Origin of the sequence: Micromonospora tulbaghiae, assembly GCF_900091605.1 — a bacterium.
In the GTDB taxonomy this organism is placed as follows: domain Bacteria; phylum Actinomycetota; class Actinomycetes; order Mycobacteriales; family Micromonosporaceae; genus Micromonospora; species Micromonospora tulbaghiae.
Genome location: NZ_FMCQ01000003.1, coordinates 62,323 through 81,611 on the forward strand (window position 1 = coordinate 62,323; position 19,289 = coordinate 81,611).

Sequence of the window (19,289 nt, forward strand, 5' to 3'; positions counted from 1 at the left end):
GCGTATTTCGTGGCGACTGGCTATTCCGGCAACGGAATCCCTTGTGAGAGAGGTTTTCTCATGTCAGGATCAGTCGTCCATCGCCACTGACCCTCCCGCCGGCGCGCCGCCCCCGTCCCGCCGCCGACGATGCCCCCCAAGGAGTCGTCACATGCGTAGTCCCCTCCGGACCCTCACCCGGCGTGGTCTGCTCACCGGGACCGTCGGCTCGGCCGCGCTGCTCGCCACCGCGGGCACCCTGGCCGGCTGCGGAACCAAGGGCGCCCAGCAGACCGAAGCCGGCTGCAAGAGCGAGGATCTGTCCGCCACCGAGAAGAAGGTCGCCTTCTCGAACTGGCCGCAGTACATGGACACCGACGAGAAGGACGAGTCCAAGCGCCCCACGCTCGACGCGTTCGTCGCCGCCTCCGGCATCCAGGTGACGTACAGCGAGGACGTCAACGACAACAACGAGTTCTTCGGCAAGGTGCGCAACCAGCTCGCCGGCTGTCAGAGCACCGGCCGGGACATCATGGTGCTCACCGACTGGATGGCCGCCCGGGTGATCCGCCTCGGCTGGGTGCAGAAGCTGGACAAGTCGAAGATGCCCAACGTCGAGGCGAACCTGCTGCAGTCGCTGCGCGGGCGCTCCTTCGACGCCGAGACCCAGCTCGCCGTCCCGTGGCAGTCCGGGCTGGCCGGGCTCGCGTACAACGCGAAGGTCACCAAGGAGATCCGCACCGTCGACGAGCTGCTCACCCGCCCCGATCTCAAGGGCAAGGTGACTGTGCTGTCGGAGATGCGCGACACCATCGGCCTGCTGCTCCAGTCGCTCGGCCACGACCCGGCCAAGTTCACCTCGGCCCAGTTCGACGACGCGCTGAACAAGCTCAAGAAGGCCGTGGACAGCAAGCAGATCCGGCGGTTCACCGGCAACGACTACGCGCCCGACCTGGCCAAGGGCGACATCGCCGCGTGCATCGGCTGGTCCGGCGACGTGGTCCAGCTCGGCTTCGACGACGAGAAGATCAAGTTCGTGGTGCCCGAGTCCGGCGTGATGCTCTGGTCGGACAACATGCTGGTGCCGAACAAGGCCACCCACAAGGCCAACGCCGAGGCGTTGATGAACCACTACTACGACCCGGCGGTGGCGGCGAAGCTGGCCGCGTACGTCAACTACATCTGCCCGGTGCAGGGTGCGCAGGCCGAGATGGAGAAGATCGACCCGGATCTGGCCACCAACCCGCTGATCTTCCCGGACGACGCGATGCTGTCGAAGGCCAAGGTCTTCATGGCGCTCGACGAAGCGCAGGAGAAGGAGTACGAGACCAAGTTCCAGCAGGTGATCGGCGCGTGAAGGGGCAGCAGACCCCGGCCGGCGACCTGCGACTGGTCGACCTCACCAAGCGGTTCGGCGTCTTCACCGCCGTCGACGACCTCACCCTCACCATCCCGCAGGGCTCGTTCTTCGCCCTCCTCGGCGCGTCCGGCTGCGGCAAGACCACCACGCTGCGGATGATCGCCGGGCTGGAGCAGCCCACGAGCGGACAGGTGCTGCTCGGCGAGCAGGACATCGCCGGGCTGCGGCCGTACAAGCGGCCGGTCAACACCGTGTTCCAGAGCTACGCGCTCTTCCCGCACCTGGACATCCACGAGAACGTGGCGTTCGGGCTGCGCCGCCGCGGCATCCGCAAGGTGAGCGACCAGGTGGAGCGGATGCTCGCGCTGGTCCAGCTCGAAGGGTACGGCCGGCGTCGTCCGGCCCAGCTCTCCGGGGGCCAGCAGCAGCGCGTCGCGCTGGCCCGGGCGCTCATCAACCACCCGCAGGTGCTGCTGCTCGACGAGCCGCTCGGCGCGCTCGACCTGAAGCTGCGGCGGCAGATGCAGATCGAGCTGAAGCGGATCCAGACCGAGGTGGGCATCACCTTCGTGCACGTCACCCACGACCAGGAGGAGGCCATGACGATGGCCGACACGGTCGCGGTGATGAACGCCGGCCGGATCGAGCAACTCGGCGCGCCCGCCGACATCTACGAGTACCCGGCCACCGCGTTCGTCGCGAACTTCCTCGGCCAGTCCAACCTGCTCGCCGCCGAGGCGGGCGGCCGCGCCGCCGACGACGTGCTGGTCACGGCGCACGGCGCGCGCTTCTCGGTGCCCGCCGGCCGGGCCCGGCTCACCGACGGGCCGGGCTTCCTCGGCGTACGTCCGGAGAAGCTGCACCTGGCCGAGGGGCCGGACGGGGTGCCGGCCGGGCACCAGCACATCGGTGGCGTGGTCACCGACGCCTCGTACGTCGGGGTGAGCACGCAGTACCTGGTGCGCACCGCCTGGGGCAGCGAACTGACCGCGTTCGCCGCGAACAGCGGTCTGGGCGGTCAGTTGGCGGTCGGCACGGCGGTGACCGCGCACTGGGACCCGCGGCACGCGTTCCTGCTGCCCCGGGCGGCCGGTGAGGACGACCAGACCACGCCGCTGCTCGACGAGCCGCCGGTGGGTGCGCTGCCATGAGCGAGCGCAGCGAGCGAATCGGCCAGCTCAGCGCGAAGGTGCCTCATGACGGCACGGAGCGAAGCGGAGTGGCGGCATGAGCGCGCGCAGCGAGCGAATCGGCAAGCTCAGCGCGAAGGTGCCTCGTGACGGCACGGAGCGAAGCGGAGTGGCGGCATGAGCGCGCGCAGCGAGCGAATCGGCAGGCTCAGCGCGAAGGTGCCTCGTGACGGCACGGAGCGAAGCGGAGTGGCGGCATGAGCGCGCTGGCCCACGTACCGACCTCCGCCGGGAAACCGGCGCCGCCGCCGGTGCGGCGCGGGCGCAACCGGCTCCTGCCGTACCTGTTGCTGCTGCCCGGCGCGGCCTGGCTGCTCGTCTTCTTCGCGCTGCCGCTGGTGCAACTCGCGTCCGCCAGCCTGTACGACCCGGCTGGCTCGCTCTCCACCGGGTACGCGATGACCTGGGCGTTCAGCAACTACCCGGACGCGTTGCAGGCGTACTGGCCGCAGTTCTCCCGGTCGTTCCTCTACTCGGCCATCGCGCTGGTGCTCGCGCTGCTGATGGGCTACCCGCTGGCGTACGCGATCGCGCAGAAGGCCGGCCGGTGGAAGAACCTGCTGCTGGTCGCGGTGGTCGCGCCGATGTTCACCAGCTTCCTGGTGCGCACGCTGGCCTGGAAGACCATCCTGTCGGACAACGGCGCGCTGGTCGGGCTGCTGCGCGACGTGCACCTGCTCGGGCCGGACGGGCGGCTGCTGGCCACCCCGATCGCCGTGGTGCTCGGTCTGACGTACAACTTCCTGCCGTTCCTGGTGCTGCCGCTGTACGCGAGCCTGGAGCGGCTCGATCCCCGGCTGCTGGAGGCGGCGAGCGACCTGTACGCGAGCCCGCTGCGCGCGTTCGCCAAGGTCACGCTGCCGCTGTCGATGCCCGGCCTGATCGCCGGCACGCTGCTGTTCTTCATCCCGGCCACCGGTGACTACATCAACGCCGAACTGCTCGGTACGCCGAACGAGTACATGATCGGCAACGTCATCGACTCGGCGTTCCTGGTCCGGCTGGACTACCCGCAGGGCGCGGCGCTGTCGTTCCTGCTGATGGCCGCGATCCTGGCGATCGTCTTCGTCTACCTGCGCCGGGCCGGTACGGAGGAGGTTCTGTGAAGGTCAGGCGCTGGCTCGCCGACCGGTGGGTGATGGGCGTGGCTCTGCTCGTCCTCGGCTACCTGACGCTGCCGATCATGGTGGTCGCCGGGCTCTCCTTCAACCGGCCCTCCAGCCGGCTCTCCTACGACTTCAACGAGTTCACGCTCGACAACTGGAAGCAGCCCTGCGCCACCTCGGACATGTGCGACGCGGTGGTACGCAGCATGCAGATCGGCCTGATCGCCACAGTCGCCTCCACGATCCTCGGCACGCTGATGGCGTTCGCGCTGGTCCGGCACAGCTTCCGCGGCCGGTCCGGGCTCAACGGGCTGATCTTCCTGCCGATGGCCACCCCGGAACTGGTGATGGGCACCTCGCTGCTCGCTCTCTTCGTCGCCGCCGGGGTGCCGCAGGGCTTCTGGACGATCGTCATCGCGCACGTCATGTTCTGCATGTCGTTCGTCGTGGTCACCGTGAAGGCCCGGCTCTCCGGCATGGACCGGCGGCTGGAGGAGGCCGCCATGGACCTGTACGCCAGCGAGTGGCAGACGTTCCGAAGGATCACGCTGCCGCTCGTGCTGCCGGGCATCGTGGCCGCCGCGCTGCTGGCGTTCTCGCTCAGCTTCGACGACTTCATCATCACGAACTTCAACGCCGGCACCACTGTCACGTTCCCGATGTACGTCTGGGGCGCCTCGCAGCGGGGCATCCCGCCGCAGGTCAACGTGATCGGCACGGCGATGTTCGTGATCGCGTTGCTGCTGGTCGGGGCCACCTCGCTGCGCGGGCGGCGGGCGCGACGGGCCGCCCTCGCGGTGGTCGCCACACCGGCGGGCAAGCCGTGACACTCCCGCATACCGGCCGGGCGCTGGCCGATGCCGCGCCCGTGCCGTACTGGCTGGACCGCCCGGTTCGTCCCGACCCGCTGCCGCCGCTGTCCGGGTCGCACACCGCCGACCTGCTGGTGGTCGGCGGCGGGTACGCCGGGCTGTGGACCGCGCTGCTCGCAACGGAGGCCGACCCGGACCGCGACGTGCTGCTCGTCGACGCGGGCACGTGCGGCTGGGCGGCGTCCGGGCGCAACGGCGGGTTCTGCGCCGCGTCGCTGACCCACGGGCTCGCCAACGGCGTCGAGCGGTTCCCCGGCGAGATCGGCGAGCTGGAACGGCTGGGCCGGGAGAACCTGGACGCCATCGCCGCCACGGTGGCGAAGTACGACATCGACTGCGACCTCGAACGCACCGGCGAACTGGCGGTGGCGGTCGAGCCGTACCAGCTCGACGGGCTCGCCGCCGACGCCGAGCTGGCCCGCCGGTACGGCCACGACGTGCGGCTGCTCGACCGCGACGAGGTACGCGCCGAGGTGGCGTCGCCGACGTACCTGGGCGGGATGTGGGATGCGGACCGGGTGGCCCTGCTCGACCCGGCGAAGCTCGCCTGGGGACTGCGGCGGGCCGCGCTCGACCTGGGCGTACGCGTGCACGAGCACACCCGCGTCACCGGCCTGGCCCGCGACGGCACCGCGCTGCGCGCCACCACGGCCGGCGGCACGGACGCGGCGCCCGGCGCGGTGCGGGCGCGGCAGGTCGTGCTGGCCACGAACGCGTTCCCGCCGCTGCTGCGGCGGCTGCGCTCCTGGCTGGTGCCGGTGTACGACTACGCGCTGATGACCGAGCCGCTGACCGCCGCGCAGCGCGACGCGATCGGCTGGCGGCACCGGCAGGGGCTCGCCGACACCGGTAACCAGTTCCACTACTACCGGCTCACCGCCGACAACCGGATCCTGTTCGGCGGCTACGACGCGATCTACCACTACGGCAACCGGGTGAGCCCGGCGCTGGAGCAGCGCGCGGCCACCTTCACCGCGCTGGCCTCGCACTTCTTCGCGACCTTTCCCCAACTCGACGGGCTGCGGTTCAGCCACCGCTGGGGTGGCGTCATCGACACCTGCACCCGGTTCTGCGCGTTCTTCGGCACCGCGTACGAAGGGCGCCTGGCGTACGCGGCCGGGTTCACCGGGCTCGGCGTCGGCGCGACCCGCTTCGGCGCCCGCGTGACGCTCGACCTGCTCTCCGGCACTGAGACCCCGCTGACCCGGCTCGACCTGGTACGCAGCAAGCCGCTGCCGTTCCCGCCGGAACCGGCCCGGTCCGTGGGCATCAACCTCACCCGCTGGTCGCTCGCCCGCGCCGACGCGCGCGACGGACGGCGCAACCTCTGGCTCCGTACTCTCGACCGTCTTGGACTGGGGTTCGACTCCTGATGCGTATCCTCCTCGTCGGCGCCGGTGGCGTCGGCTCCGCCGCCGTATCCATCGCCGCCCGCCGTTCCTTCTTCGAGCTCATGGTGGTCGCCGACCACGACCCGGCGCGCGCGGCGCGGGCCGTCGCCGGGCACGGCGACCGGTTCGTCGCCGCCACAGTCGACGCGTCCTCCGCCGACGCGGTGGCCGCGCTGTGCCGGGACCACCGCATCACCCACGTGCTCAACGCGGTCGACCCGCGTTTCGTCATGCCGATCTTCGACGGCGCGTTCGCCGCCGGGGCCGACTACCTCGACATGGCCATGTCGTTGTCCCGGCCGCACCCCGAGCGTCCCTACGCCGAGACCGGAGTCAAGCTCGGCGACGAGCAGTTCGCCGTCGCGGAGCAATGGGCCGCCGCCGGGCGGCTGGCGCTCTGCGGCATCGGCGTCGAGCCGGGCCTGTCCGACGTCTTCGCCCGCTACGCCGCCGACGAACTGTTCGCCGAGATCGACGAGATCGGGGTACGCGACGGCGCGAACCTCACAGTCGCCGGGTACGACTTCGCGCCCTCGTTCTCCATCTGGACCACCATCGAGGAGTGCCTCAACCCGCCGGTGATCTGGGAGGCCGGGCGCGGCTGGTTCACCACCGAGCCGTTCAGCGAGCCGGAGGTCTTCGACTTCCCGGCCGGGATCGGCCCGGTCGAGTGCGTCAACGTCGAGCACGAGGAGGTGCTGCTCATCCCGCGCTGGGTGCCGGCGAAGCGGGTCACCTTCAAGTACGGCCTCGGCACCGAGTTCATCGAGGTGCTGCGCACGCTGCACAAGCTCGGGCTGGACTCGACCCAGCCGGTGCGGGTACGCGGCGTCGACGTGTCGCCGCGCGACCTGGTGGCCGCCGCCCTGCCGGACCCGGCCACGCTCGGCGACCGGATGAGCGGCAGGACCTGCGCCGGCACGTACGTCACCGGAACCGGCCCGGACGGGCAGCCGCGCCGCGTCTACCTCTACCACGTGGTCGACAACGAGTGGTCGATGGCCGAGTACGGCCACCAGGCGGTGGTCTGGCAGACCGCCGTCAACCCGGTCGTCGCGCTGGAACTGCTCGCCACCGGCGCCTGGTCCGGCACGGGCGTGCTCGGCCCGGAGGCGTTCCCGCCGACGCCCTTCCTGGACCTGCTCACCGGCTACGGTTCGCCGTGGGGGATGGAGGAACGATGACCCGGTACGGCCCGATGTACGGTCCCGACGTCACGTTCCTCGGCGTGCCGCCGTGCACCGTCGAGGAGCCGGTCACGTACGCCGACGCGGACGTGGTGATCATCGGGGCGCCGTTCGACGGCGGCACCTCGCACCGGCCCGGCACCCGGTTCGGGCCGTCCGCCATCCGGCAGGCCTGCTACCTGCCGCACGACGGCTCCCGCCCGTCGCTGGCGCTGCGCGTGGACGCCCTGAAGGACCTGTGCGTCTACGACGCCGGCGACGTGGAGATGTTCGGCGGCGACATCGAGCGCTCGCTCGCCGCGCTGGAGACCGCCGTGCATGCGGTCGCCGCCGCCGGGGCGATCCCGGTGGTCCTCGGCGGCGACCACTCCATCGCGTTGCCCGACGCGACAGGGGTGGCCCGGCACCACGGGCTCGGCCGGGTGTCGCTGGTGCACTTCGACGCGCACGCCGACACCGGGGACGTCGAGTTCGGCTCGCTGCACGGCCACGGCCAGCCGATGCGGCGGCTCATCGAGTCCGGCGCGGTACGCGGCGACCGCTTCCTCCAGATCGGGCTGCGCGGCTACTGGCCGGGCCCTTCCACCTTGGCGTGGATGGCGGAACAGCGGATGCGCTCGTACGAGATGACCGAGATCGTGGCGCGCGGCCTGGACACCTGCCTCACCGAGGCGTTCGGGATCGCCACCGACGAGTGCGAGGGCGTGTTCCTCTCCGTCGACGTGGACGTGGTCGACCCGGGCATGGCGCCGGGCACCGGCACACCCGAGCCGGGCGGGTTCACCTCCCGGCAACTGCTCGACGCGGTCCGCCGGGTCTGTTACGAGCTGCCGGTGGTCGGGCTGGACGTGGTCGAGGTCGCCCCGCCGTACGACCACGCCGACATCACCGCGTACCTGGGCAACCGGGTGGTGCTGGAGGCGTTGTCCGCGATAGCCCGCCGCCGCCACGACGCCGAAACCGGAACCCCGTGGAACCCCACCCAGCCCTTGTTGGACGACCGCTGACTGGTAGCCCGGCATGTTTAGCTCAGGCTATAGTCAGGACATGGGTGCGGACGGGAAGCGCTGGTCGGTCCGGGTGACCGGAGAGGTCCGGCACTGGCTGCGTGACCTGCGGGACCACGACCCGGCGTCGTACGAGAGCGTCCGGGTGGCGGTGGACAAGCTGGCCGAGGTCGGGCCAGGGCTGGGGCGCCCGCTCGTGGACACGCTGCGTGAAAGCAGCCTCCGTAATCTGAAGGAGCTGCGGCCCCGCTCCGGTCGGGAGGTGGCTATCCGGGTGCTGTTCGTCTTCGATCCCTGGTCGCAGGCGGTCCTCCTGGTCGCCGGCAACAAGGCGGGCAACTGGACCCGCTGGTACCGGCAGCACATCCCGGCGGCGGAGGTTGCCTACAAGGCTTGGCTCGACAGCGAGCGCGAGCGAAGGGGGGAGTCGTGACGGAGTTCTATCACTGGGACGAGGTCCGCGCCGAACTCGGCGGTGACGACGAGGCGTACGAGGCGGAGCGCGCCCGGACCGACGCGTGGGTGAGCGCGTTCCACCTGGCGGAGGAGCGCAAGCGGCTGGGGCTCACCCAGCGGCAGGTCGCCGAGATCATGGGGGTCACGCCCGGCCGGGTGAGCCAGATCGAGAACGGCGACCTCGACGTCAACGAGGTGGCCACGCTGAGCCGCTACGCCAACGCCCTCGGCGCCCGGCTGCGGATCATCTTCGACTACGGCGACGACCTCCGGCAGATCGCCTGACCGGAGGCCGCCGACGCGGTCAGGGGCGGGCGCAGTGGGGGCGCAGGCGGACGCGTTCGGTGGTTTCGGTGAGGGAGTTGGGCTCGACCACCAGGCGCGCGATCGTGGTGGCCGGGCCGGGGCGGAACGCGCCCCGGTCGGCGGGGATGGTCGCGGTCCAGGTGCCGGCGGTGCGCTCGTCGGTGCACGCGCCGATCACGCCGAACCCGAAGCCGGTGACCGTGCCGCGCCGTGTCCGCTGCTCCAGGTGCACCTCGATGTACGCGAGGCCGCGCTCGGTGCCGCAGTCGAACCGGCCGCCGACGGTGGCGGTGTGCGCCCGTACGTCGGCTGCGCCGAACCAGTTGACGGAAATGCGGGGGGAGGCCGCCGGGGCGGCGACGGCGGCGCCCGGCGCGAGCCCGAGCGTGGCGGCGGTGGCGAGGGCGGTGAGGCCGGCGGCGAGCACTGGCTGTCGGACCGGATTCATGCGTGGACTCCTGTCGGGCGGTGGTGGGACGCGGACTCCGAAATGGACGGCGTCAGCATCCCACCGCCGCGATGTCCACGAGCTGCAAGATCTCGGACAGATCAGCGGTTCAGGTGGGACCGGATGAGGAAGCGGACGCCCTCCGGGGCCTCCAGGGAGAAGCCGCTGCCCCGGCCGGGCACCACGTCCACCGTGAGCCGGGTGTGCTGCCACAGGTCCCACTGGGCCTTCGACATCCAGAACTCCACCGGCTCGGGCACCCCGTCGACCGCCAGCGAGGCGAGGAGCACGTCCGAGCCGCCGGTGCGGAACTCACCGGCCGGGTAGCACATCGGGGCGCTGCCGTCACAGCAGCCGCCGGACTGGTGGAACATGAGTGGGCCGTGCTGCCCCCGCAGCGACCGGATCAGGTCGGCCGCCGCGGGGGTCAGGGTCACCGGGGCACCCATCAGAAGAAGCCGAGCTTCTTCGGCGAGTAGCTGACCAGCAGGTTCTTGGTCTGCTGGTAGTGCTCCAGCATCATCTTGTGGTTCTCCCGGCCGATGCCGGACTGCTTGTAGCCGCCGAACGCGGCGTGCGCCGGGTACGCGTGGTAGCAGTTCGTCCACACCCGGCCGGCCTGGATCGCCCGCCCGGCCCGGTACGCGGTGTTGAGGTCCCGGGTCCACACGCCGGCGCCGAGCCCGTACAGCGTGTCGTTGGCGATCTTCACGGCGTCGTCCAGGTCGGCGAAGGAGGTCACGGACACCACCGGACCGAAGATCTCCTCCTGGAAGATCCGCATCGAGTTGTCGCCCTCGAAGATGGTCGGCTGGACGTAGTAGCCGCCGGACAGTTCGCCGCCCAGGTCGGCCCGCTCACCGCCGGTCAGGACGCGAGCGCCCTCCTGCCGCCCGATGTCCAGGTAGGACAGGATCTTCTCCAGCTGGTCGTTCGACGCCTGCGCGCCGACCATCGTGTCGGTGTCCAGCGGGTGCCCCTGCTTGATCTGCTGCGTCCGGGCGACGGCGGCGGCCAGGAAGTCGGAGTAGTGGCCCTGCTGGATGAGCGCCCGCGACGGGCAGGTGCACACCTCGCCCTGGTTGAGCGCGAACATGGTGAAGCCTTCGAGCGCCTTGTCCAGGAAGTCGTCGGAGGCGGCGCTGACGTCGTCGAAGAAGAGGTTCGGGCTCTTGCCGCCCAGCTCCAGCGTGACCGGCCTGATGTTCTCACTGGCGTACTGCATGATCAGCCGCCCGGTGGTGGTCTCGCCGGTGAACGCCACCTTCGCCACCCGCGGCGATGAGGCGAGCGGCTTGCCCGCCTCGACGCCGAAGCCGTTCACCACGTTGAGCACGCCGGGCGGCAGCAGGTCGCCGATCAGCGAGAGCAGGTAGTGGATCGAGGCGGGCGTCTGCTCGGCCGGCTTGAGCACCACCGCGTTGCCGGCGGCGAGCGCCGGGGCAAGCTTCCACACCGCCATGAGGATGGGGAAGTTCCACGGGATGATCTGCCCGACCACACCCAGCGGCTCGTGGAAGTGGTATGCGACGGTGTCGTCGTCGAGCTCGCCGAGCGAGCCCTCCTGCGCCCGGATCGCCCCGGCGAAGTAGCGGAAGTGGTCGATCGCGAGCGGGATGTCGGCGGCGAGCGTCTCGCGTACCGGCTTGCCGTTCTCCCACGTCTCGGCGATCGCCAGGGACTCCAGGTTGTCCTGCATGCGGTCGGCGATCCGGTTGAGGATCAGCGACCGCTCGGCGACCGACGTGCGGCCCCACGCGTCGGCCGCGCCGTGCGCCGCGTCCAGCGCCTTCTCCACGTCCTCGGCGGTGCCGCGGGCCACCTCGCAGAAGGTCTGCCCGGTCACCGGGGTCGGGTTCTCGAAGTACTTCCCACCGTGCGGCTTCACGTACTCGCCGCCGATGTAGTGGTCGTAGCGGGACTGCCAGTGGGTGGGGGCGTCGTAGCGCGTCATGGGTACCTCCGCCGTCCGTCTGGGGTGGATGGCGGGCAGGCTAGTTTCCGCGACGTTGCAGGAACGTTGCGCGCGGCAGCGCGTACTCCTCGGCGAGCTGGCGGGCCCGCGCGGCAGCGAGCGGCCGGCGCGGCGCGCCCGGCGGCAGAGACCGGGCCAGGGCCTGCCAGGCGGCGAGGTCGTCGGCCCCGGCCGCAGTCGCGGTCCAGGCCGCGAGCAGCCCCGGGTCGGTGCCGGCCAGCACCGCGGCGCGCAGCTGGCCGTCGACCAGACGGCGCAGCCGCGCCACTCCCGGCGCGTCCGACCCGGGCAGCAGGGGCCCACGGTACGCGCGCAGCGCCGCCGCCGGATCGCCACGTTCGAGCAGTTCGGTGACGGTACGGAAGTCGGCGCGCACGGCCCGGCGCAGCCGGTACGGGCGGGAGTCGAGCAGTTCCTCGCCGAGCACGCGGCGCAGCCGGGACAGTTCGGCGCGCAGCGTGACCGGGTGCCGCCTGTCGTCGCCGTAGAGGTCGAGGCCGAGCTGTTCTCCGGTGCGCCCTTCGGGATGGTCGACCAGCAGCACCAGCAGCTCACTGTGGCGGCGACCGAGCCGGATGCGCCGGCCGCCGACGCGCAGCTCCGCCTCGTCGCGCCCGAGGGCCGACACGTACGCCACGTCCGGCGCGGCGGGCGCGACCCCGGCCAGGAACGCCTCGGCGGCCCGGGCGGTGGCCCGGACCAGGGCGAGGCTCTGCGGGTTGGCCAGATGGTCCCCGCCGGTGATGTCGACGGCGCCGAGCAGCGCGCCGCTGGCCGGGTCGTGGATCGGCGCGGCGGCGCAGGTCCAGCGCTGCACCGGCCGGACGAAGTGCTCGGTGGCGAAGATCTGCACGCCGTGGTCGACGGCGAGGGCGGTGCCGGGGGCGTTCGTGCCGGCGTGCGCCTCGTCCCACCGGGCGCCGGGCACGAAGTTCATCCGCTCGGCGTGCCGCAGCACCCCGGGGTGGCCCTCCACCCAGAGCAGCCGGCCGGCGGCGTCGCAGACCGCCATCAGGTGCGCGCCGTCCTGCGCGATGCCGCCGAGCAGGTCGCGGAACAGCGGCATCACCCGGGTGAGCGGGTGCGCGGCGCGGTAGGTCTCCAGCGCGTCGTCGGTGAGGTCGACCGGCGCGGTGGCCTCCGGGTCGAGCAGCGCGGACCGCTCCCAGGAACGGGCGACCACGTCCCGGACGCCGCCGGTGGCGCCTCTGGTGAGGAACGCCTCGTGGGCGGCACCGACCTGCGCGATCCGTTCCGCCGGATCCGCGCCGAACTCCAGGGCGAGCCACGGGTCAGCCACCAGCGCCTCCTTCCACCCATCGTGACCCACCTCACGCCTGAGCGCCAATGCGTGATCCGGGTCACTTCAGCAGTGCTCGCGCCGCCCGAGGACCGGACGAATGGCCCATCCGGTCCTACGCCGGTTGTCGCAGCGTGGCCCGCGTGGAGGATGGCTGCTGCGGACGCTTACAGAACCCTTAACTCCGGCCTGCGAAGGTGTGCCGGACGACGAGGGAAGACACGGGGGAGCGGAACGGTGCGGGTGCTGGTGGCGGACGACGAGCGGCTCTTGGCGGACACGGTCGCCGAGGGGTTGCGACGGTTCTCCATGGCTGTGGACGTCTGCTACGACGGCGACGGCGCGCTGGAACGGATCGGGGTCAACCGGTACGACGTGGCGGTGCTGGACCGGGACATGCCCGGCGCCACCGGCGACGAGGTGTGCCGCAGCCTGGCCGGATCCGACGCCGGAACCCGGGTGCTGCTGCTCACCGCGGCCGCCGGCATCCGGGACCGGGTCGCCGGCCTCGGGCTGGGCGCCGACGACTACCTGACCAAGCCGTTCGCGTTCGCCGAGCTGGTGGCGCGGGTCCAGGCGCTGGGTCGCCGCTCCACCCCGGCCCTGCCGCCGGTGCTGGAGCGGCACGGCGTCGTGCTCGACGTGGCCCGGCACACCGCGACCCGGGACGGCAGCCCGCTCGGACTCAGCCCGAAGGAGTTCGCCGTCCTGCACGTGCTGATGCGGGCCGGCGGCCGGGTGGTCAGCGCCGAGGAGCTGCTCGAACAGGCGTGGGACGAGTTCGCCGACCCGTTCACCAACGCGGTCCGGGTGACGGTGATGACCCTGCGCAAGAAGCTCGGCCAGCCGTCGGTCATCCACACCGTGCCGAAGGCCGGCTACCGGATCGGCGAGCCGGAGTGAGCCCTCGCCGCCGCATCCTGCTGGTCGGGGTGCTCGCCCTGCTCGCCGGGTTCTTCGTGCCCCGCATGGTCAAGTCACTGCTCGAACTGGTGTGGGGGCAGGCCCAGTGGTTCTGCGGCCTGGCCACGATCGGCGCGGTGTGCGAGCCGGGCCGTCCGTTCGTGCCGCTGCTGCCGCTGCTGACCGAGTTGCTGGTGCTGGTGGCCGCCGGATTCGCGGTGTGGGGCGCGGCCCGCTGGTGCCTGCGCCCGGTGCACGACCTGGCCGCCCCGATGGCGAACCTGGGGCCGCAGAACCTCGGCTACCGGATCCGCCGTGGCGGCCGGGACGAGCTGGCCCGGCTCTCCCGCGCGATCGACGACATGCTGGACCGGGTCACCGCCGGATACGAGGGGCAGCGGCGGTTCGCCGCGAACGCCTCGCACGAACTGCGTACGCCGCTCGCGGTGCAGCGCACCCTGATCGAGGTCGGCATGGCCCAGTCACTCACCGGCGAGCAACTGGAACTGCTGACCGCGCAACTGCTCGCCACGAACGAACGCAACGAGCGGCTGATCGAAGGGCTGCTCGCGCTCAGCGAGAGCGACCAGGGCCTGCGGTCCTCCACCCCGCAACGCCTCGAACAGATCGTCACCGGCGTGCTGGCCGCGTACGCCGACCGGGCCGCCGAGGCCGGCGTGACTGTGGAGAGCCGGCTGTCGCCCCGGATCGTGACCGGCGAGCGGGTGCTGCTGGAACGCCTGGTCACGAACCTGGTGGAGAACGGCATCAAGTACAACCGCGAGGGCGGCCGGCTCACCGTCACCGTCGGCGGTGACCCCGCGCTGACGGTCACCAACAGCGGGCAGAGCGTCCCCGCCGAGGCGGTCGACGGGCTGTTCGAGCCGTTCCGGCGCCTCGCCCGGGACCGGACCAACCAGGGCGGCGGCGCCGGGCTCGGCCTGGCCATCGCCCGCTCCATCACCCAGGCGCACGGCGGCGTCATCGCCGCCCGCCCGGGTGAGGACGGCGGCCTGCGGGTCGACGTCCACCTGCCCCCCGTGGGCTGACATCTCACACACGACCTCCGGGAGCCGCGTCGCGGCGTCCCGCGATGACACCTGCCCGAGAACGGGACCGGGGCGGCACCGCCGCCCGCCCCGAAGACGGCCGAGAGGAGACCGCAGTGCCGACCCGCACCGAGGGGAACGCGCCGCCCGACGGCCGGGTGGTCTGGGCCGACGTGGCCAAGGGCGCCTGCATCCTGCTCGTGGTGCTCTGGCACGTCGTCGTCAAGGACTACCTGCGCATCGACTGGCGGGCCGGCCTGCCGGTGCCCGGTGCGTGGGGACTGCTCGGTGAGCAGTTGCTGCCGCTGCGGATGCCGTTGTTCTTCGCGATCTCCGGCGTCTTCGCGGCGAACGCGGTGGCCAGGCCGTGGCGGGTGTCCGGGCGGCCCCGGATCGCCCGGAACCTCTACCTCTACGCGGTCTGGCTGCTCATCCACACCGCCCTGCTGGCGCTGGCGCCCGGTTTCCCGACCGACCGGGCCACCGGCCCCGGCGAGCTGCTGGCCCAGCTCACCGTGACGCCCTCGAACCTGTGGTACCTGTACGCGCTGGCGCTCTACTTCGTGCTCGCGAAAGCGCTGAACCGGGTGCACCCGGCGGTGCTGCTGACGGCCGCGGGCGCGCTGTCCGCGGTGGCGGCCACCGGGCTGCTGGACAGTCCCGGCAACCGGGGACAGGTCTACCAGAACCTGGTGTTCTTCCTGGCCGGTGTGCATTTGCGGCCGTACCTGGTTCGGTGGGCGGACGGCGCGAGCACCCGGCGGCTCGCCGGTGCCGGTGCCGCGTACGCGATCGGGCCGGCCGTCATGGCGTCCGCCGGTGCGCAGAGGTGGCCCGGCGTGTACCTGCTCGTCTCGGTGGTCGCGGTGGCGTTCGGGCTGACCGCCGCCGCCCGGCTGGCCCGGCACCGCCTGGCCGGTCCGGCACTGGCCCGGCTCGGCCGCCGCACGCTTCCCGTCTACGTGATCCACATGCCGGTGCTGGCGCTGCTGGACCGGCTGCTCGCCGCACCGGTGGCCGGGCTGGGCGGTCCGGCCCGGGCGCTGCTCCTGACCGTCTACCCGGTCCTGCTCACCGTGCTCGTGCTGGCACTGAGCCTCGCCGCGCACCGCGGCCTCACCGCGCTCGGCGCGCGCTGGCTGTTCGACCTGCCGCGCCGCCGCGCCCACCCGAATCCCGAAGGAGAGACCATGTCCCGAATCGACGCGCCGACGCCGCCGGACCGAACACATGTCGAGGAGGCCGCCCGCGTGCTGTCCGGCCGGGTGGTGCGTACCCCCGTGCTGCACAGCCCGGCGGTCGACCGCCTGGCCGGCGCCCGGCTCCTGCTCAAGGCGGAGAACCTCCAGGACGGCGGTTCGTACAAGATGCGCGGCGCGATGCTGGCGGTGGGCCGGCTCGCCGCCGCCGGGCACACCGGCGTGGTCGCGCAGAGCACCGGCAACCACGCGGTCGCGGTGGCGCTCGCCGCGCGCCGGCACGGTCTCGCCGCCACTGTCGTGCTGCCGGTGGACGCCGCGCCGGTCAAGGTGGACCGGGCACGGGCGGCCGGGGCGCGGGTGGTGCGGGCCGGCACCACGGTCGAGGAGCGCCTCGCCGTCGCCCGGCGGATCGCCGAGGCGGAGGGCCACCCGCTCGTCGACGCGTACGACCACCCGGACGTGGTGGCCGGGCAGGGCAGCGCGAGCCTGGAACTGATCGAGGAGGCGGCGCGGCGCGGCACTCCGCTGGACGCGCTCGTGGTGCCGGTGGGCGGGGGTGGCGGCATCGCCGGCGCCTGCCTGGCCGCGGCCGGAACCCCGATCGAGGTGTACGGCGTGGAGCCGGTCGGGTGCGACTCGCTGGCGCGCAGCCTGGCCGCCGGACGCCCCACGCCCGTCGCGCCGGCGCCGAGCCTGGCCGACGGGCTGCGTCCCGGCTGCGTCGGCGACCTGCCGTTCGCGGTGGCCCGGGACGCGGTGCGGGGGGTGGTCCGGGTCGACGACGACGCGATCGTCGAGGCGTTCCGGCTGCTCCTGCTGGAACTGAAGGTGCTCGTCGAGCCGTCCGGCGCGGCCGGGCTGGCCGGCGCGCTGCGGCTGGGCGAGGTCGCGCCCCGGCCCTCGGGTGGTGGGCGGCGAAAGACGGTCGGCGTGGTGCTGACCGGCGGAAACGTGGAAGCGGACCTGGTGGCCCGGCTGGCGGGCGACCGGATGACGGCGGGAGTGGCGGCATGAGGGCGACAGTGCGGATCGGTGTCCTGTTCGGAGGCCCGTCGGCGGAACACGAGGTCTCCTGCGCCTCGGCGCTCGGCGTGGCCCGCGCCCTGGCGGAGCAGGGGCACCGGGTGGTGGCGCTCGGCATCACCCGTACGGGCGGGATCCGGCTGCTGCCGGAGCCGGTGCTCGCGCAGCACCTCGGCACGGTGGCGGCCGGACGGGCGATCGACGACCGGCTGCCGGTCACCGGCGAAGCGGTGGAGCTGCGGCGTGGAACGGCCGCCGGCACTGTCGCGGTCAGCGCGGCCGACGCCCCGGCCACCGTGCACGCCGAGCTGGACGTGGTGTTCCCGGTGCTGCACGGCCCGTACGGCGAGGACGGCGTGGTGCAGGGGCTGCTGGAATCGCTCGGTGTGCCGTACGTCGGGTGCGGCATCCTCGCCTCCGCCGTCGGCATGGACAAGGTGGCGATGAAGCGGGCGCTGCGTGCCGAGGGCGTGCCGACCACGCCGTACGTCTGGTTCGACGAGCCGACCTGGCGGGCCGCGGACGACCCGGAGAAGCTGGTGGTCGGGTTGCGCGGGCCGCTGTTCGTCAAGCCGGCCCGAATGGGCTCCTCGATCGGCATCTCCCGGGTCGCCGACGGCGACGACCTGGTGGCGGCGGTGGAGGAGGCGTTCCGGCACGACCACGTGGTGCTCGTCGAGCAGGGCGTGACCGGCCGGGAGCTGGAGTGCGGCGTGCTCGGCGGCTGGCAGCCGGAGGCGTCGGCGGTCGGCGAGGTCCGGGTCGCGGGCGGCTGGTTCGACTACCGGCAGAAGTACTTCGGCGACGCCGACCCGATGATCGTCCCGGCGCCGCTGCCGGGCGAGGTCACCGAGCGGATCCGCGAGCTGTCGGTGCGGGCGTTCACCGCGATCGGCGGCTGGGGCCTGGCCCGGGTCGACTTCCTCTACGACGAGGTCACCGGGGACCTGTTCGTCAACGAGCTGAACACGCTGCCCGGCTTTACCGCGCACTCGATGTACCCGAAGGTGTGGGCCGAGTCGGGCGTCGCGTACCCCGAGGTGGTGGACCGGCTCGTCGCGCTCGCCTTCACCCGGCACGGGGCCCGGCCGTCCACCGCACACCCCGGGGGTACGGCGTGATCCTGCTCTCCGACCCCCGGGTGGCAGCGGTGTCCAGCCGGGACGACGGTGAACCCCTGGTGGACCTGCGCGAGGTACCCGGGCTGCGGGTGGACGGGCGGGCCGCCGATCCCGCCGGGGCGTACGCCCGGGTGCGGCGCGGTGTCGCGGACCGGTTGCTGGCAGCGCAGCGCGCGCTGCCGGCCGGGCTGCGCCTGCTCGTGGTCGAGGGCTACCGGCCGTACCGGGCGCAGCTGGACATCTTCACCGGCTACCGGGACGAGCTGCGGCGGCGCCACCCGGACTGGCCGGCGGACCGGCTGCACCGGGAGACCACCAAGTTCGTCTCGCCGGTCGAGGTGGCCCCGCACAGCACCGGCGGAGCAGTCGACCTCACCCTCTGTGATGCCGACGGGGTGGAACTGGACATGGGTACCGCGCTCGACGCCACCCCGGAGGAGAGCGCCGACGCCTGCTTCACCGCCGCACGACACATTCCGGTCAGCGCGTGGCGCAACCGGAACGTGCTGGTGGCGGCGTTGAGCGGCGCGGGGATGGTGAACTACCCGACCGAGTGGTGGCACTGGTCCTACGGCGACAGGTACTGGGCGCTGATGACCGGGGTGTCACACACCCGCTACGGTCCGTTGTAGTTCACGGGTCCGGGTGAACGGTCCGGCTCTCCCGTCCGTACCACGCGTCGAACGACAGCGACGACGGGAGAGAACGTGAGGGTGCAGCGTAAGCACGTGCTGGCGGCCACGGTGGCGGTGACCGCCACGGTGGCGGTCTCGGTGGGCACCGGACTGGGTTTCGCGGACACCGCGCCGGCCGCGCGGTCGGTCTGCGCCGGGTCGGTGACCTTCTCGGCCGAGGGCGGGCCACCGGCCGCGACCAGCGACCGGTTCCCGGTGGGCACCCGGTTGCGGGTGACGAACCTGGACAACCGCAAGGTGGCCACGGTGACCGTGACCGGGCCGTCCGGGAGCTGCGTGCTGCTGAACGCCGCCGCCATGGACCTGGTACGCGAGCCGGGCAAGAACGTCATCCGCCGCAACGTGGTGGAACGCCTCGACGGCGTCGACGCCCCGGCACCGGGCGCGCAGCCGGGTGAGACCCGCCCGGGCGCGGCGCAGCCGATCGGCGGCAGCGTCTGCTCCGGCGCGCTCACGTTCTTCGCCGAGGGCGGGGCGCCGGCCGCCACCAGCGGCCAGTTCCCGCTCGGCACCCGGTTGCGGGTGACGAACCTGGACAACGACAAGGCGGTGACGGTAACCGTCACCGGGCCGTCGGGCAGTTGCGTGCTGCTCAACACCGCCGCCATGGACGCGATCCGGGAACCCGGCAAGAACCTGGTCCGGCGCAACACCGTCGAGCTGATCCGCTGATCCTCCGGGCGGAACACCATGGGCCGGTCCTGGGGGAGATCGGGCCC

19 protein-coding genes are annotated in these 19,289 nt (G+C 72.4%); 15 read left to right on the forward strand and 4 right to left on the reverse strand.

What is annotated here, in order from left to right; translation table 11 throughout:
* Positions 1-151: 151 nt before the first annotated feature.
* The 9 genes from GA0070562_RS09240 to GA0070562_RS09280 all read left to right on the forward strand — a co-directional run bounded on the left by GA0070562_RS09240 (position 152) and on the right by GA0070562_RS09280 (position 8,833).
* Positions 152-1,336 carry a polyamine ABC transporter substrate-binding protein gene (locus GA0070562_RS09240; RefSeq protein WP_091418619.1) on the forward strand — a complete coding sequence of 395 codons (1,185 nt, stop codon included), beginning with the start codon at positions 152-154 and terminating at the stop codon, positions 1,334-1,336.
* Complete coding sequence (locus GA0070562_RS09245) at positions 1,333-2,490, forward strand: ABC transporter ATP-binding protein (protein WP_091418622.1); 1,158 nt, start codon at positions 1,333-1,335, stop codon at positions 2,488-2,490. The genes GA0070562_RS09240 and GA0070562_RS09245 overlap by 4 nt, the downstream gene beginning before the upstream one ends.
* Positions 2,491-2,726: 236 nt before the next feature.
* Positions 2,727-3,635 carry an ABC transporter permease gene (locus GA0070562_RS09250; protein ID WP_091418625.1) on the forward strand — a complete coding sequence of 303 codons (909 nt, stop codon included), beginning with the start codon at positions 2,727-2,729 and terminating at the stop codon, positions 3,633-3,635.
* The gene (locus tag GA0070562_RS09255) at positions 3,632-4,462 is read left to right on the forward strand and encodes an ABC transporter permease (protein WP_225853316.1); all 831 of its coding nucleotides are present in this window, start codon (positions 3,632-3,634) and stop codon (positions 4,460-4,462) included. The genes GA0070562_RS09250 and GA0070562_RS09255 overlap by 4 nt, the downstream gene beginning before the upstream one ends.
* The gene (locus GA0070562_RS09260; protein WP_091418626.1) at positions 4,459-5,880 is read left to right on the forward strand and encodes an NAD(P)/FAD-dependent oxidoreductase; all 1,422 of its coding nucleotides are present in this window, start codon (positions 4,459-4,461) and stop codon (positions 5,878-5,880) included. The genes GA0070562_RS09255 and GA0070562_RS09260 overlap by 4 nt, the downstream gene beginning before the upstream one ends.
* Complete coding sequence (locus GA0070562_RS09265) at positions 5,880-7,082, forward strand: saccharopine dehydrogenase family protein (RefSeq protein ID WP_091418629.1); 1,203 nt, start codon at positions 5,880-5,882, stop codon at positions 7,080-7,082. The genes GA0070562_RS09260 and GA0070562_RS09265 overlap by 1 nt, the downstream gene beginning before the upstream one ends.
* Positions 7,079-8,092, forward strand: a complete 1,014-nt coding sequence (speB, locus tag GA0070562_RS09270; RefSeq protein ID WP_091418632.1) for an agmatinase — start codon at positions 7,079-7,081, stop codon at positions 8,090-8,092. Before GA0070562_RS09265 ends, speB begins: the two co-directional genes overlap by 4 nt.
* A gap of 40 nt (positions 8,093-8,132) precedes the next feature.
* Positions 8,133-8,525, forward strand: coding sequence for a type II toxin-antitoxin system RelE/ParE family toxin (locus GA0070562_RS09275; protein WP_192580716.1), 393 nt, complete (start codon positions 8,133-8,135; stop codon positions 8,523-8,525).
* The gene (locus tag GA0070562_RS09280; RefSeq protein ID WP_013284175.1) at positions 8,522-8,833 is read left to right on the forward strand and encodes a helix-turn-helix domain-containing protein; all 312 of its coding nucleotides are present in this window, start codon (positions 8,522-8,524) and stop codon (positions 8,831-8,833) included. Before GA0070562_RS09275 ends, GA0070562_RS09280 begins: the two co-directional genes overlap by 4 nt.
* Positions 8,834-8,852: 19 nt before the next feature.
* Here the strand turns inward: GA0070562_RS09280 and GA0070562_RS09285 are convergent, their stop codons facing one another.
* From GA0070562_RS09285 to GA0070562_RS09300, 4 genes are all read right to left on the reverse strand, one after another.
* Positions 8,853-9,302 carry a hypothetical protein gene (locus tag GA0070562_RS09285; protein ID WP_091418638.1) on the reverse strand — a complete coding sequence of 150 codons (450 nt, stop codon included), beginning with the start codon at positions 9,300-9,302 and terminating at the stop codon, positions 8,853-8,855.
* Positions 9,303-9,403: 101 nt separating this feature from the next.
* Complete coding sequence (locus GA0070562_RS09290) at positions 9,404-9,751, reverse strand: DUF779 domain-containing protein (RefSeq protein ID WP_091418641.1); 348 nt, start codon at positions 9,749-9,751, stop codon at positions 9,404-9,406.
* Entirely contained in the window at positions 9,751-11,256 is a 1,506-nt protein-coding gene (gene adh, locus GA0070562_RS09295) for an aldehyde dehydrogenase (RefSeq protein WP_091418644.1), read from the reverse strand. Before adh ends, GA0070562_RS09290 begins: the two co-directional genes overlap by 1 nt.
* A 40-nt stretch (positions 11,257-11,296) precedes the next feature.
* Entirely contained in the window at positions 11,297-12,577 is a 1,281-nt protein-coding gene (locus GA0070562_RS09300; RefSeq protein WP_091418647.1) for a sigma-54-dependent transcriptional regulator family protein, read from the reverse strand.
* Between the two features lie 237 nt (positions 12,578-12,814).
* On the opposite strand from GA0070562_RS09300, the gene GA0070562_RS09305 reads away from it, so the two are divergent.
* The 6 genes from GA0070562_RS09305 (at position 12,815) to GA0070562_RS09330 (ending at position 19,242) form a co-directional block, all read left to right on the forward strand.
* Positions 12,815-13,480 (forward strand): response regulator transcription factor, encoded by a 666-nt coding sequence (locus GA0070562_RS09305; protein ID WP_091418650.1) that lies wholly within the window; start codon positions 12,815-12,817, stop codon positions 13,478-13,480.
* On the forward strand, positions 13,477-14,529 hold the full coding sequence (locus GA0070562_RS09310; protein WP_091418652.1) for a sensor histidine kinase: 1,053 nt from the start codon (positions 13,477-13,479) through the stop codon (positions 14,527-14,529). The genes GA0070562_RS09305 and GA0070562_RS09310 overlap by 4 nt, the downstream gene beginning before the upstream one ends.
* A gap of 116 nt (positions 14,530-14,645) precedes the next feature.
* Positions 14,646-16,745: a pyridoxal-phosphate dependent enzyme gene (locus tag GA0070562_RS09315; protein WP_091418654.1), complete on the forward strand. Its 2,100-nt coding sequence runs from the start codon at positions 14,646-14,648 to the stop codon at positions 16,743-16,745.
* Positions 16,742-17,875 carry a D-alanine--D-alanine ligase family protein gene (locus GA0070562_RS09320; protein WP_091418657.1) on the forward strand — a complete coding sequence of 378 codons (1,134 nt, stop codon included), beginning with the start codon at positions 16,742-16,744 and terminating at the stop codon, positions 17,873-17,875. The genes GA0070562_RS09315 and GA0070562_RS09320 overlap by 4 nt, the downstream gene beginning before the upstream one ends.
* The gene (locus tag GA0070562_RS09325) at positions 17,872-18,507 is read left to right on the forward strand and encodes a M15 family metallopeptidase (RefSeq protein WP_091418659.1); all 636 of its coding nucleotides are present in this window, start codon (positions 17,872-17,874) and stop codon (positions 18,505-18,507) included. The genes GA0070562_RS09320 and GA0070562_RS09325 overlap by 4 nt, the downstream gene beginning before the upstream one ends.
* Before the next feature lie 75 nt (positions 18,508-18,582).
* The gene (locus GA0070562_RS09330; RefSeq protein ID WP_091418662.1) at positions 18,583-19,242 is read left to right on the forward strand and encodes an RlpA-like double-psi beta-barrel domain-containing protein; all 660 of its coding nucleotides are present in this window, start codon (positions 18,583-18,585) and stop codon (positions 19,240-19,242) included.
* Positions 19,243-19,289 lie beyond the last annotated feature (47 nt).

Excerpts from the sequence above, each read along its gene's own strand:
- GA0070562_RS09240 (WP_091418619.1), top strand. The coding sequence starts at position 152 with ATGCGTAGTCCCCTCCGGACCCTCACCCGGCGTGGTCTGCTCACCGGG.
- GA0070562_RS09250 (WP_091418625.1), top strand. The coding sequence starts at position 2,727 with ATGAGCGCGCTGGCCCACGTACCGACCTCCGCCGGGAAACCGGCGCCG.
- GA0070562_RS09265 (WP_091418629.1), top strand. The coding sequence starts at position 5,880 with ATGCGTATCCTCCTCGTCGGCGCCGGTGGCGTCGGCTCCGCCGCCGTA.
- speB (WP_091418632.1), top strand. The coding sequence starts at position 7,079 with ATGACCCGGTACGGCCCGATGTACGGTCCCGACGTCACGTTCCTCGGC.
- GA0070562_RS09275 (WP_192580716.1), top strand. The coding sequence starts at position 8,133 with ATGGGTGCGGACGGGAAGCGCTGGTCGGTCCGGGTGACCGGAGAGGTC.
- GA0070562_RS09285 (WP_091418638.1), bottom strand. The coding sequence starts at position 9,302 with ATGAATCCGGTCCGACAGCCAGTGCTCGCCGCCGGCCTCACCGCCCTC.
- GA0070562_RS09290 (WP_091418641.1), bottom strand. The coding sequence starts at position 9,751 with ATGGGTGCCCCGGTGACCCTGACCCCCGCGGCGGCCGACCTGATCCGG.
- adh (WP_091418644.1), bottom strand. The coding sequence starts at position 11,256 with ATGACGCGCTACGACGCCCCCACCCACTGGCAGTCCCGCTACGACCAC.
- GA0070562_RS09320 (WP_091418657.1), top strand. The coding sequence starts at position 16,742 with ATGAGGGCGACAGTGCGGATCGGTGTCCTGTTCGGAGGCCCGTCGGCG.